Annotated in this window: 11 protein-coding genes; all 11 read right to left on the reverse strand. The window is 49.7% G+C overall.

What is annotated here, in order from left to right; genetic code table 11:
* The 11 genes from BLU99_RS05145 to BLU99_RS05190 all read right to left on the reverse strand — a co-directional run bounded on the left by BLU99_RS05145 (position 1) and on the right by BLU99_RS05190 (position 14,021).
* On the reverse strand, positions 1–816 hold the full coding sequence (locus tag BLU99_RS05145; RefSeq protein ID WP_091900121.1) for a glycosyltransferase family 2 protein: 816 nt from the start codon (positions 814–816) through the stop codon (positions 1–3).
* Positions 813–2,087 (reverse strand): glycosyltransferase family 4 protein, encoded by a 1,275-nt coding sequence (locus BLU99_RS05150; RefSeq protein WP_091900122.1) that lies wholly within the window; start codon positions 2,085–2,087, stop codon positions 813–815. The genes BLU99_RS05145 and BLU99_RS05150 overlap by 4 nt, the downstream gene beginning before the upstream one ends.
* 541 nt (positions 2,088–2,628) lie before the next feature.
* Positions 2,629–4,404, reverse strand: a complete 1,776-nt coding sequence (locus BLU99_RS05155; protein WP_143065790.1) for a fimbrillin family protein — start codon at positions 4,402–4,404, stop codon at positions 2,629–2,631.
* 40 nt (positions 4,405–4,444) lie between these two features.
* Complete coding sequence (locus BLU99_RS05160) at positions 4,445–5,689, reverse strand: fimbrillin family protein (RefSeq protein WP_091900124.1); 1,245 nt, start codon at positions 5,687–5,689, stop codon at positions 4,445–4,447.
* 21 nt (positions 5,690–5,710) lie between these two features.
* Positions 5,711–7,276, reverse strand: a complete 1,566-nt coding sequence (locus BLU99_RS05165) for a fimbrillin family protein (RefSeq protein WP_144006089.1) — start codon at positions 7,274–7,276, stop codon at positions 5,711–5,713.
* Between the two features lie 276 nt (positions 7,277–7,552).
* Positions 7,553–9,157 carry a fimbrillin family protein gene (locus BLU99_RS05170; protein ID WP_144006090.1) on the reverse strand — a complete coding sequence of 535 codons (1,605 nt, stop codon included), beginning with the start codon at positions 9,155–9,157 and terminating at the stop codon, positions 7,553–7,555.
* Between the two features lie 37 nt (positions 9,158–9,194).
* Complete coding sequence (locus tag BLU99_RS05175) at positions 9,195–10,451, reverse strand: fimbrillin family protein (RefSeq protein ID WP_176771051.1); 1,257 nt, start codon at positions 10,449–10,451, stop codon at positions 9,195–9,197.
* A gap of 14 nt (positions 10,452–10,465) precedes the next feature.
* On the reverse strand, positions 10,466–11,482 hold the full coding sequence (locus tag BLU99_RS05180) for a fimbrillin family protein (RefSeq protein ID WP_091900128.1): 1,017 nt from the start codon (positions 11,480–11,482) through the stop codon (positions 10,466–10,468).
* A gap of 4 nt (positions 11,483–11,486) precedes the next feature.
* Entirely contained in the window at positions 11,487–11,609 is a 123-nt protein-coding gene (locus BLU99_RS12390) for a hypothetical protein (protein WP_255397454.1), read from the reverse strand.
* A 33-nt stretch (positions 11,610–11,642) separates the two neighbouring features.
* A complete protein-coding gene (locus BLU99_RS05185; RefSeq protein WP_091900129.1) occupies positions 11,643–12,716 on the reverse strand; it encodes a fimbrillin family protein in 1,074 nt (357 codons plus the stop codon).
* A 45-nt stretch (positions 12,717–12,761) separates the two neighbouring features.
* Positions 12,762–14,021, reverse strand: coding sequence for a fimbrillin family protein (locus BLU99_RS05190; protein WP_091900130.1), 1,260 nt, complete (start codon positions 14,019–14,021; stop codon positions 12,762–12,764).
* Positions 14,022–14,153: the final 132 nt, after the last annotated feature.

The following is a 14,153-nucleotide window of genomic DNA, read 5'->3' on the forward strand; positions in this document are numbered from 1 at the left end:
TTATTTTTTTATCACGGCTCGGATGACGAACCAGCAATGTAGGAGGAACGTCTGTACACGTCCAAAATGACTCTCCATCACCCGATAACGTTCCCAGAGTGACTCCCGGTGGTGTAGCGTTGTCTGTCCCTCCTCGGTATAATTAGCCACCACCATATGCAAGTTGTGCAGTGGCACATGCTCCTTGTCTGCTGCCTTCATCACACGGATACACCAATCGACATCGGCCGAATAACGATATCGCTCGTCATAGGGCGTAGCGATGGCAAAGTCAGTTCGGGCATAAAAAGCCTGATGACAGACGAGCATACCCTGCCGGAACGAGCGCCATGACAAGTTCTCGGGTGGAGCTAGTCGGCGGTGATGCAGGAACCGGCCCTCTGCGTCCACGATGTCCGTATCACCATAAAGCACGGCAGGCAAAGCACCCTCTGTATCAATCTGTTTTACGATACGGCTTACGGTATCTCGCGCCGGAAGAAAGTCACCGGCATTCAGGAAACACACATAGTCACCATCAAGACCGCGCAAGCCTTTGTTCATCGCATCATAGATTCCGTGATCAAGCTCCGAGATTACCTGAATGCGATGTCCTTTCTTATGTCCTTCCGATAGCACCCCTGCTGAGTTGGAACAATCGACACCGTTCGAACGTGTGATATAATCGTTCACCAAGTCAAGTGTTCCGTCAGTCGATGCCCCGTCAACAATCAGATGAACTATCTCTGGATAATCCTGTTCCAGCACACTATCAAGAGTGCGCTGTAACACGGCAGCCGCATTATAGGTGATTGTCACATATGTTATTCTGATCATAGGCGGTAGTGTTTGAAGGCCATCGCCTGTTGATATACATCGAGGTATCGCAACGCCACACTCTGCTGCGAGTAATGCTGCGCCACCTTATGGATAGCACTGTCGCTCAGCACATCATAGTCCGCCTCTGAGAGTACCCACCGGATACCCTTGGCAAGATCCCCTGCCTGCCGGTACGCTGCCACATAACCATTGTGCAGATGATCGATCTCCTCAGAAATACCACCAACCTTGAAGCCCACACAAGGCACACCGCAGGCCATCGCCTCCATAATGGTATTTGGCAGATTCTCCGAGAGCGACGGTAGCACGAAAACATCGGCAGCATTATACACATCCACGATGCGCTGTTCGTCGTTCACATAACCTAACGGGAAGGTTTCGAAAGGCAATTGTCCCACCAGTTCCTCTGCATGCCCGCCAAGGATTACGATGCCCGTCTGATCCTTCATCTCTGGGTGTTGTGTCGACAATAGCAGACAAGCCTCTATGAGATAGCTCATACCCTTGTTCTCATTGGTAACCCGCTGTGAGGCAAAGAGGATCAATTTTCTATCCAGTGGCAGACCTAACCGTTTCCTGGCCTCCACCTTATCACCTTTCTTATATATGTGTGTATCTATCGGGTTTGGAATACTCGTAATCTTCTGTCCTTTCAACAGGGCACTTCGTTTTGCCTCTGACTCCAGCCAATGGCTACAAGCCACATAATAGATATTCTCGTCGGCCACCATCCGTCTTTTCCGATGCCATACAGCCGTCGATAAGTCTTTACCAGATCCACCACCAGGCAACAATCGGCAGTGATTGCATTGCGTGGTGAAGTTCCTGCATTCAAGAGTCAGATGACAGATGGCCGTAGCAGGCCATATGTCATGCATAGTCCAGACCACAGGCTTACCGCTACGCAGGATTTTTCGGATACTACCCAATGAGAGCATCCCTTGATTAATCCAGTGCAGATGGATGATATCAGCCTCGTGAAACTCACGCAGTCGGGTAATGTCCGTCCCCGCATTAGCGATATCAATCTCAAAGAGATGCTTCCGTGAGAAATGCAACCGACAAAAGATTACCAGTCGTTCCCAGAGGAAAGCCCATCGCAACCAAGGCGACGATGGCAGTCCCACCACCGTCAGAGCATCGGTCTCCTTGTCGCGCACGAGCATCTTCGCCTTCACACCGTTATTGTTCAGCGCCTTCATCAAACGATTAGCCGCCACAGCAGCCCCTCCCGTCCGCTCACTTGTATTGACAATTAGTACTTTCACGTTCCACTTCTTAGTCCGTCGTTATGCCCCTTTTCTGGCATCTTAAATATACGGATACAAAGGTACAAAAAGTCGGGTGCAGAACCAAGGATTCTGCTTCCTTTTTTTAGAGAGCATGCACTTTCAGGTTCTGATAGACAAAGGTATATCAACTTTTGTTAAAAACAAAGCCAAAAGCGTGAATATATGTTGTTATCGCACACAATCGGTTGATTTACGTCAAGAATGATGGGCTTTCTTACACTTATTCTGTCGTAAATCTTGCAAGTAACGGAAATTCGTCGTACCTTTGCATCGTCAAAAGGTTAATAGATTGTTTTAGGTTAGTAGTAATATTTATAGTTTTAGGTTTTTAGTTATTGGTAAAAGAAAGTTTTCAACTGTAGGATAACAGGAGGTCGCTGCGAAGCTCCCTTTTAAACTTTCAAATTTTTAGCCCTTGCGGCTGAAAATTTCTTTTTAGAGAAAAGGATTTTTAGTTAAACATAGGCTTTTTCGATGCCGCCACTCGTGAGAGTGGCGGCATCATTCTTTTGATGCCTTAGAACGCCAGTCCGTACCACATGTTAGTGCTCGTACCAACATTCTTATTGGTATTTTGATAGTAGACACCGATCTGGATATACGACCCAGTGGTATTATAACCGAGAGTCAGATAATTGTCTTTGTCGTACTGACTGAGCACGACTCCGGCAGAAACTATAATAAAACCTGCTTTTGCCATGGCAGTCTTCATATTGATGACCAATGTCTCGTCCACGAAGCGGTTGGAGGTGGCTGCGGGCTTTCCACTGGTCCATGCAGTACGGATATTGTTTTTCAGTTCTTCGTCGTTGGCCTGTCCGATACCTTTCGAGCCCATGATACCCACCACCTGACCGAATGTCGGTTGGAAGACATTCGAAGTGGTACATACGTTACTTGACGGTTTTTTGCCACGGGCTGTTGTCAATATACCGAACGCTCCCCAATTACTCCATATTCCAGAACTTGAGGCACCGGTAAGTCTACTGTCATACCGTCCTTCTTTTCTATGTGTAAATAAGAATTCTGTTTTCCATATACCGCCAAGATCTGCAATGGCATTCTCACTCGCTTGTATGTATGTGGTATTGGTAGGCTGGTAGTATTTATCATCTTTCGTCTCATGGCCAGGCGCTTTTGTCAGGTCACCAAAGCAAAGTCCGTTTGGGTATCCACCTAGTTTGTCGGCAGGTACTGATGTGTTTATATTATTGTAAACACCGTTGCTGGCACTCATCACCAGGGTATGATACTGCTTCACGTTACCCAGATAGTCCACGTCCTTCGTCACATCTGTCTTTCCGCAGTAGGCAATAACACCAAATACGGTCTTGTGAGTAATCTTCAGAGGTGAGATGGTACCGTCGTCGTAATAGTAGTCGCCGAGATTGTAAGTCCTCTCATCACTGGTATTGGTGGCGCCGTCCACAACATATTTCTTATAGAAGCCTCCATTCACTCCACTGTGTGTGATAGCAAAGATATTATAATTGCCGTCCACATCGGTATAAGTCTTACCAGTGAGAGCCTCTACGGCGTTGGGTCTTACAATATAGCGGTAGATCGGTTCGCCTTCCACGAGTTGGCGCACACGCTTCTCTGTCTTGTCCATCAGATAGAGTTCCTTGACGTCATATTCGCAGGTTGGGTCGTTTGCCTGTTTGTAATGGTGAGTGATCGTTGGCACCTGAATAACGATCAGTCCCATCATGTGCTGCATCTTGAACTGGCAGGTAGTCCCCACCAGCGTACCCTGACCCACCATCAGGTCGCTATGGGTATAGTTGAATGCAGTCTCTTGGTTTTTGTAGGGTTCAAAGGTGTCTATATGGCTCCTGAAGAACTCCGGAGCCGTGTGTTTGGTCGGATCGACATCTGCGATTTTCTTGCCTATTTTGTAGGGATAGTAGGCAAAATAGTCCACACCATTGTAATACAGGAACTCCTTTCCATCGGCAGCTGTCCACTTGCCGTTTTTCATGATCAGCAGTCTGTTGACATACGAGTTGTTCAACGGGATGTTCTGTTTGGTGATGGCAAACACACCGATAGAGTCGCCGTCTACAAACTCAGTCGACATAACAGTCTTCCCATCCTCCGTCATCTCGTTATTGGAGTCAGCGGCACGGGTATTGCTGCTGTTGTTAAAGCCCTTGTCGGATACCAGTATGCTGACGGGAAGTCCGCCATCCTTCTGGGTGTTGTTCCCGAGAGTCGTGTCTTCCTCAGAACAGCTGGTCTGCGTCAGGACTGCAATGGCCATTGCCATCAAAAATAATGCTTTCGTCTTCATTGTGTATGTATGCTTTTAGGATTTACTGTAGAGTTGTTCATTATGAGTTCTTGGGGTGACTGGTCACAGGTTCCTCGTCGCCCTGCTCCCAGTTTCCGCCATTGGGGTCTTGCTCTATGTCTTTGTCGTTGCTGTCGACCTGGTCGGTGTCACCCCCGTTCCAGTGGGTGTCAGAGGTGTCGATACCACCGTCGCCCACATTGCTGTCTATATGCTCGGTAGCGTCAGCCGTCCACCACTCATTAGCGAAATGGATAGGTATCTCACCGGCTTTCACCTGGATGTCGCTGCCCTGTTTCGTCCATCGTGAGTCTGTCAGCCAGGGCTGTATGTCAGTCGATATAGATGTCACGTCCTCCTGGCTCTCGTTCCATGTCCACTTCTCATTACCCTCAAACGATGGTGTGACAGTGATGCTCCCTTGAGTGACCTCCACGTCATAGAAAAACTGATGACCAGCCAGCAGGTCGGCCTCTCCGCCCGACGGCTCATAATAGAATGCCGTGTTGTTGATCGTGAATACCAGCATAGGCGTGCCGCTCAGATTCTGTGGAATAACCAGGGCCTCGTAACACTTCAGATAGATATGGGCATCATTGGTGACGATCTCATGAGGCGTGATATACCCCGTCGAGCCGTTGGGAGTCCAACTGCCATAGTTTCCCTCCGCAGGTTCTGCGAAGCGGGCCTCCATTACAATAGGAAATGACTCACAGCCTATCGTGATGCCTTGGAAGACGGAGGGATTCTCTGCCAGCACTCCCGCGTTCTTGATCCTGACGACGACCTTGGCCGTCTGGTGATAGAAACAGATGCGGCGCTTGAAGCGGTCGCCCTCCACTCTGCTGATGGCGGTAGGTGGTGCATAGAGGAAATCACTCTCCTCGACACCCTTGCCTCCGTTAGCGCTTTGGTTGCTCACTACCGCCCACGTCTCCGGTAACACCTTTTGTGTCTTGCCATTGCCCAGATACCAGCCTTTGACTGTCTGTTCCTCTCCTGTTCCACGTGTCCAGTAGAAAGGCTCCTCTTCCGAGGTGGCCCTCAGCTGGCCGCCGTTCTCTGTTGAGGCTTCATACATCTTCACCGTATTGCCGATCTGCAGGGCTATGCGGTCGTTGACCGTCCAACAGCCGTCTGTCCATGAGTATCCATGCCCGTCGGCCATTATCGTGGCAGGAATCACGATGGCATCCAGCCGGTCGCCTTCCAGCGCATGATCGTCGCGGCAGCCTGCCAGTAACAGCAGAGAGGCGAGTATAAGGATCAGAGTCTTTCTTGTCATATGCTGATATCCATGAATTGTTTAGAATGCGCAGGCAAAAAGCTTATCTCCGCTATAGTTATTGGGTCTATAATATGTATCAAACGAGTAGCTGAAAAGGGAACATCTCCACCATGTACTCCCATCTGAAGACCCGTCAGTACTCGTGATGAAACCACCAGAATTTAAAGTGTTTCCTGTTGCTTCAAACGCACGAGCCAACTCCGTCTTGTATGTCGTTCTGATAGGAGCGAAGGTAGGGCGAGTGGCCGAGGCCTTTGCCGTCATCTCTGTAGCTCCGAAGCAGCAGATCATCTTAATCCATTGTCCCGTGCTGGGTACAAACCATTCCGAGCACTGGTCGTATGCCTTGGTCCCTGCTGTCTGCCCCATTGTGAAAGTGAATGATGATGATGTTGAGAGATTGCCTATCGCCCTTGAATTGGTAAGGCCTGATTTATCCGCCATCATCTGTCCTACGTTCACCACATTGGGGGCTGGCGTGTCTATATTCCTGTATTCGGTTGGCCAGATACCAGAATACTTCTGTTTTGTTATTATCAGTCCATGGGGGTATCCTTCTGTGTACTCATCATTGAGATTGGCCAGATACATCACGATACCGATGGCATTGCTATATCCCGTCACATTGCCGCTTGCCGGAACATGGGCAATGTGCATATCCTTGAAAACGATATCCCCAGGTACCACAGTAAAATCCTCTATCTCGGAGTCGGCAGGATTGAATCCGCCGTCCACCACATATTTCTTATAGCGCCCGGCGCTCACATTATTACATGTGAAGCTGAATATACGGCCGTCAGGATTCTTGCCCGATATGAACTTCGCTTGTCCCGGCTTCACCAGATAGCGGTAGTAGCCTTGTTTGCGACTGGGCTTATACACCTTCTGTTCGAAGGAATAGATCTTACTGTCGGAGCTGAGGTTCTCCATGGCGTCGCCCTCCGTCAGTTTGGGAAAGAGATAGACCGTGCCCTTGATCTCCTCGGCCGTAGAGATGAAGATCAGTCCCATGGTATGCCCGAGTGTGAAGGTAAAGGTATCACCGATTACCGAGCCGTCGCCGATCATCAGGTCGCTGGCGATATACTTCATCGTGGTAGACTGGTCGTCCTGTGGCCTCCACTCGTTCACATATTCCGCAAAGAACTCAGCGGCAGTATGTTTCGACCAGTCGACCTTCTCCATATTAAAATCCTTGTTGTAGGGATAATAGGCGAAATAGCTCAAGCCCGGGAAATAGTAGAAGGTCTCGCCGTCGGGGTTCTTCCAGTTGGTGCCGTCGTATACCAGTTCCAGGTTCTGATAGTGTGAGGCTCCACTCGGAGAGATGGAGAACACGCCGATCTTGTCGCCTGCGATGAACTGTGTCTTCATGATGGTACCATCACCATCGGTCTTTTCCTCGTTGCTCTCACTGGCACGAGTCGATTTTTTGTCCTCATAGCCGCCATCCACTACCTTCACGGTCATGGCCTTTTGCCCGTCAGAATCCAAATGATCCTCGAGGATCATCTCACTTTGGGTACAACTGTTCATTGTAATGGCAAACAGGCCCCAACTCAGGTGTAAAAACAATCTCTTCATATTTTCCTATCGTGTCTTATTATACTATTTGCTTTATCTGTTCTGTCTCACTGTCGATGATCTCATCATCGTCATCCTTGATCCGCCGGTAACCGTCTCCTGTTGTCGTGCCGCCCGGCTGGTTGTCATCTTATATTCTCGCCGTATTGCCGATTTTCAAAGCCATACGGTCGTTCACATTCCAGTATCCGCCTGTTCTGGAGTCTCTCTGTTTGTCAGTTGCTGTTGCGAAATATATACTTACTGTCCATGTGGCATACCCATGCCTAGCAATTTTTAGAACCCACAGGCATAAAGGGTCTTGGCACTTGCTCCGTTCATATTATATTTATTACCCGAAGAGAATGATGGAGTAAAGAGATTGAAAACCCATACTCCAGCTCCGTCGGCGGTTGATTCTGAGCTTACGAAAAATGTGCCTGATTTCCAGCCGGAAGAAGTTACTTTATAGTCTCCTGTCACCCCTGTTGCCTCAAACGAGCGACTCAGCTCTGTGGAGTATGTTGAACGGACATTGGCAAAAGTAGGACGAGTAGCAGTAAGGGCTGAGGATACATGGCCTCCTGTATAGTCGCAGATCATTTTTATCCATTGTCCAGTACTGGGTATAAACCACTCCGAGCACTGGTCGTATGCCTTGGTCCCTACGCTTTGGGCCATTGTAAACTTAAGATAGTATGTACTCTTTATGGCCAAAGAGTTGGTGAGTCCAGACTTATCCTCCATCATCTGTCCTACATTGACCACATTGGGTGCCGGAGAGTCGTAGTTTTTTGAACTACTCTCCCAGAACTCTGAACTCGATTCGACAGTTTGTTTCCTCAATACCAGTCCGTGGGTATATCCCTCAGTATACTCATCATGAAGTCCTGCCAGATACATCACGACTCCGATGGAACTACTATATCCTGTTACGTTTCCGCTGGCGGGCGTATGTGCAAAGTGCATATCACTGAATAAGATATCTCCAGGCACCACGGTAAAATCCTCTATCTCGGAATTGGCAGGATTGTATTCCCCGTCTATTACAAATTTCTTGTAGCGTCCGGCACTTACATTATTGCATGTGAAGCTGAATACACGGCCGTCAGGATTCTTGCCTGATATGAACTTCGCTTGTCCCGGCTTCACCAGATAGCGGTAGTAGCCTTGTTTGCGACTGGGCTTATACACCTTCTGTTCGAAGGAATAGATCTTACTGTCGGAGCTGAGTTTCTCCATGGCGTCGCCCTCCGTCAGCTTGGGAAAGAGATAGACCGTGCCCTTGATCTCCTCGGCCGTAGAGATGAAGATCAGTCCCATGGTATGCCCGAGTGTGAAGGTAAAGGTATTATCGATTACCGAGCCGTCGCCGATCATCAGGTCGCTGGCGATATACTTCATCGTGGTAGACTGGTCGTCCTGTGGCCTCCACTCGTTCACATATTCCGCAAAGAACTCAGCGGCTGTGCGTTTCGACCAGTCGACCTTCTCCATATTAAAATCCTTGTTATAGGGATAATAGGCGAAGTAGCTCATGCCCGAGAAGTAATAGAAGGTCTCGCCGTCAGGGTTCTTCCAGTTGGTGCCGTCGTATACCAGTTCCAGGTTCTGATAGTGTGAGGCTCCACCCGAAGAGATGGAGAACACACCGATCTTGTCGCCTGCGATGAACTGTGTCTTCATGGCGGTACCGTCACTGCCTGACTCTTCCTCGTTGCTCTCACTGGCACGAGTCGTGTTATTGTCCTTATTCTCATAACCACCGTCCACGACTTTCACAGTCATGGCTTTCCGTCCTTCCGGATTCTCGCCGATATTTGCTTCGTCTTGTGTACAACTGTTACTGAGGAAGGCAAACATAGCCAGACTCAGAGATAAGAATATTTTGCTTTTTTCCATTTCTTAGAGGTATTCTTATTTGTTGTTTTGTTACTTGTCATTCGCTGCTGATAGCCTCATCCTCGCCTTCCTTGGTCCATTGGGTGCCGTTTCCGACAGTCATTCCGTCAGGCTGGTCGGTGTGGGTGGCGTCTTCGTTGTCGCCATCTTTTTTCCATCCATTGGCATGGTGGTCATATTCGGGCTGACTGTCCTCCTGCAAGGCACTGCCTTCACCCTCTTTCCGCCATCCGTTGGCACTGATCTCAAGAGGAATGACGCCCGATGTGATGTTGGCATCGGGATTGTCCTCCCTTTGCCACCCCTGTATCTGTAGCGTAGCATCCTTGTCATCGTTCTCGTCGACGGTGCCGTCATCCTGCCAGCTCCATACCAGGTTGTCGCCCACCATGGGTGTCACCACCAGCTTTGTGCTGTCTACGCTGACTCCGATATCATAGACGAAGAGATGCCCGGGTGTCAGTCGGGCCTGGTTCTCCTGTGGTATATAATAATAGGTATGGCCACCTAGGGTGATGGCCAACAGAGGCTTATGGTCCAGATTGTCAGGAATGACCAGCGCCTCGTAGTATTTCAGATAGGTGCTCACACTGTCGAACACCGTCACATGGGGTATGATATACCCAAGGTCCTCGCTTCTGCGGGAGAGTGTCCAACTGCCATAGGATGTGGTGGCCGGCTCCTCAAACGAGGCGCGCATCACGATGGGATACGATGCGTTGCCGATCGTCACCTGTTCTATCGCAGCCGTATCGCCTTTGATGGCGCCCTCGTTCCTGATCCTCACCATGATCTTTGAGGTCTGGTGATAGAAGTTGATCTGTGCATGGAAACGGTCGGTATAGGTGATGCCTGTGGGAGTGGCATAGAGGAAATCGCTTTGCTCCATTCCCTCCCCGTCGTTGGTATGCTGGTTACCTGCCACCGTCCACTCAGTGGGCATCTCCCTCAGTCGTCTGCCATTACCGAGATACCATCCGGCGACGGTCTTCGTCTCGCTCCTGGTTCTCCAGTAGAATGGTGTCTCCGCAGCGGCTGCCCTCAGAGTGCCTCCGTCCTCATGACTGGCCTCATAGATCTTCACCTCGTTATCGATGCGCACAGCCACCTGATCGTGCTCCGCCCATTCGCTCGTCGTGGCGGTAGTGCCTCTTGTCGCCTCAACGGGCGATGCCACGACAGCCTTCAGCACCACGGGCTCTGGTGTCTCCAGGAGCGACTCCGTGTCTTGTCGCGAACAAGCCATGAGCGATAGCAGGATCGCTGCCGTTATCATCTCTTTGTGTCTTCTCATACCTGCGTCGCTCCTTATATCTTCATTTGTACGTCTGTCACGCCTCCCAGCTCCCAGTCGTGTACGACGACCTCGTATTCCAGTGCCAGTGATACGACAGAGATCTGGTACGTGTAGATCTTGCCCCACTGCCATTCGGGCACGGTGCTGTTCTTCAGGTTCGCCTCCAGGGTGTGAACGGCCGTCGTCCCGTCGATGGTGGCCTCGTACTCAATCACCATCTTGGCATTCTCAGGTATCTCCTGAGGCAACATCAGGAAGGTGTTCTCATTGACTGCCACCGGCTGTCGCCCGTCGGCATCGCTTGCCAGCGTAACGCCCTCCACCACATAGTCGGGACTGACAGTGAAACTCACCCCATCGGTCGAGCCCGACAAAGTCCAAGCCTCATCGCCCAAGCGGTACGTACCCTTCTTATAGATGTTCTTCAACGAAATGCTCTTGATGGTGCCAGCCAGACCGATGTCGCCCGTAACAAACTGGATGGCCGACAAACGGTGATGGAGTGTCATCTGCACAACTTCATTCTTGTCGCTGGTACTTAGTACTGCCGACTCGCCTGTCATGACATCCTGCTGATCGGTCACCTGTTGAGGCACCTCGTACGTTATCACCACAGGACCACTCGTCGCATGATCTGACAGAAGGATGGACGGGTTACCACTCTGTTCGGAATACGGATAGTATGCGAGGAACTTCATCGACTTGCCGGTCTCCGGCTTGGCATACCCGTTAGTCGTGCACCAGCCTGTGCCACTTCTGATGACCTCCTCGTTCCACATATATCCCGGCGTCCCGAGGGCATTGCCGTTCTCAAAGACATAAGCCGCCATACCGACGCTCTTGCTAAGCGTCGTCTCGGGAATGCCACGTGTCGTCATATCACCCGTCGAGAACGAGAAATATAACGGCTGGTATGCCGGCGGTGTGGCAGTGTCATCACTGCCACACGCCGACAGAACCAGCGAGATAAGCGCAAGCATACCCACCTTCCATAAATGCTGTTTGGCCTTTCGAAGGTTCAGTATCATGCTTCTAGTCTATTTCTATTCCACGATCGCTGATGGTAGGATCATCAAAGATTGAAGAACCACTAAGAATAGATACGCGGTCCATCTCTACGGTTACGATCTCTGGTTTCACATATTTTGCTTTCATAATGTTTGTTTTTAATGATGATTTACTTAATTGTCAGAACTCTATGTCCACGGGCTCGTCTGTGCCTTCAGTCCACGGGTCAACCTCAATGACAAATCCGGAGCCGAACGACAAAGGCTTTCCATGGATGTCGTAACCTCCGGCGAAGCTGATGGTAAGAGTGGTCGTCTTTCCCTCAGTGGTCTTGGTCGCATTGATGGGTAAATACACCTCTCCATACTCGTTGGCAGTCCCCAGCAGATAGATACCCTCGGCGCTTTGTATCTTACAGAGCAGCCTCATGTAGGTCTGTCCTTCTGCATCAGCCTCCGCTATCGACACAGGCGCCGTGTCCTTTGTCTTCCACTTGGTGGTTTTTGCCTGGGGGATCACCATGAAGATGGTATCCTTATTGACAAGATATTCCCTGGTGGTCGGAACCACGAATGGCTCGTCAAGGATACGCTCCATCTTTCCACGGGTGGTGCCTTCTGTCCACGAACCAGAGTTTGATGTTGTGGTACTGAAAGTGAATGTTCCCGAGTTGATCATGTTATGCACGGAAAATCCTCCGACAGTGACAGTGTAGTCGCCATCCATCTTGTTGACAATCGTGAAGTTCAGACCAGCAAGCGCAGACTTGAAACTCAGTCCGGTATTACCCTGGGTCTCCTTCATGTTTACTCCGATAGACGAGGCATACATCAGGTCAAACTGTTCCTCCGTACGCTCTGGTACGGTGTAGGTGAATGTTTGCTTCGCGGTAGTCATCGTCAGCTTGTCCAAAATACCGCCGGCGCTCTTCTTGGCGAACGAGGCGTTGATGGAATAGAAGTTGACAGCTCCATCAGGTATATTGAGGATGCCGTTTGCTGTCCATGTCCCGTCTTCATTCTTCTGGTATATGATATTCGTAGCGAATACTCTTTTACCATAGATACCATAGACACCGTACCTGTCGATCTCAAAGGGCTTCATACGGGAACCGCGTGTCAGTGGAGTGCCGTCTATAGAGATGTTGAACACAAAGGGGGAAGCCACTGGGTAGTCTTCCGTTGTCGGAGGGTCATTCTTGGAACAGCCAGTGAAGCCTGCTGTCAATGTCAAGACACCGACAATCAGCAGCATTGCTTTGCACAAGAACTTCATAAGGCTATTTGCAGACATGATGGGTTATGGGTTGATAATTGGTGTGAATGCTTCATAGAAGGATCTTCCGTCTGCGTATTTCATCTGATCCATTCTGATGTTGATCACATTGTTTTTAGCAAATCCAAAGCCGTTTGTCATCACCAGCGGAATGTACACTTCTTCGTAATTGTCGGTAGTGCCATTGGCAGCGGCATCTTCGTTTCTCTTATTCAGGATACTCTCCAAGACGACATTCATGTTGAATTCTTCGGCTGTCGGGACGAGCACGCTGATCTGCTTGTCGTCAAGCCAGCTGTCGTCGTCTGTTGAAGCTTGACCCTCATAAGTGTCGATATACTCTTCCTTTGCTTCTTCATAGTCTCCTTCACCAGAAGTCTCGTCTAAACCACACATATCTCTATAAGTACTTCCTGTGTACTCATAGAACTGACAGGTGACGCCGATATAGCTGTTGTTCAAGGGGTTCCCGGAGGTGCCGTCGGTATCCCAAGCAGTAGGCTTATGGGGCATTACATAGATCTCGCCGATAGAGGTCTCGTCAATATAGTTGCCGTCTAGCTCCTTGAAGTCAGCGAATGCGGAAGGCACGAATTCTATCGGCTGTTTCAGGGTGATGACAATATCCTTGTATTCCGCGTCCTCAGGATCTACGGTCCATGGGTTCGTGGCATAGTTTGCGAAATCGAAAGTTCCCTTTGTGGCAATGTGATACAAAGTGATTTTGGTCACCTTGATGTGGGAGTCGTTATCGCCACCAAGTGCATCCTTGTCGAATCCGATATTGAATTTCACAGATGACAGGGCGTGCTTGAAACTCAGGGTGACGGGGGAGCCGCTCTCGTTGTCCTCGCTCAGAGATACCAGCAGGTCTTTCTGGTCGCTGATGTTTGCAGGCACGGTGTAGGTGAACTTCCCGTTAGTGATGGCTGGCGCATCGCTAGTGTTGTCACTGGTAGCATAGAAGGTATGAGTATCTGTGCCATCGGGCCATGTCAGGTTCGCATGCCCGTCAGCAACCCAACTGCCGTCGGGCTTTGTAAACAGATAGTTGTCCATCCATTTGTTGGAAGTCCCCTGAATACCTACCATGTTAAAAGAACTGATGGCGCTGATGGCTGTTCCACGAGTTGCATCGCTGTTGGCAACATTGACAACGAATGGAATACCAGAAGCCTGACCCTCTGCCGGATTCTCTTTTCCTGCCAGTGAGTCTTCACTTGAGCAACTGATAAGAGTTGCTGTGACTGCCGTCAGGGCAGTCATCCAAATAGTTTTTTTCATATCATTAATGTTGTTAAAAAGTATAATCCCAAAAAACGTTATATGTAGCTTTGGTTGATTAATAATATATTAACGCATCCTATTTGTTGTTCGGTCGCGCTAGCACGCCCTCCCTTAGACACGCTGGTCAGT

This window comes from Prevotella sp. lc2012, from assembly GCF_900107065.1.
GTDB lineage: Bacteria > Bacteroidota > Bacteroidia > Bacteroidales > Bacteroidaceae > Prevotella.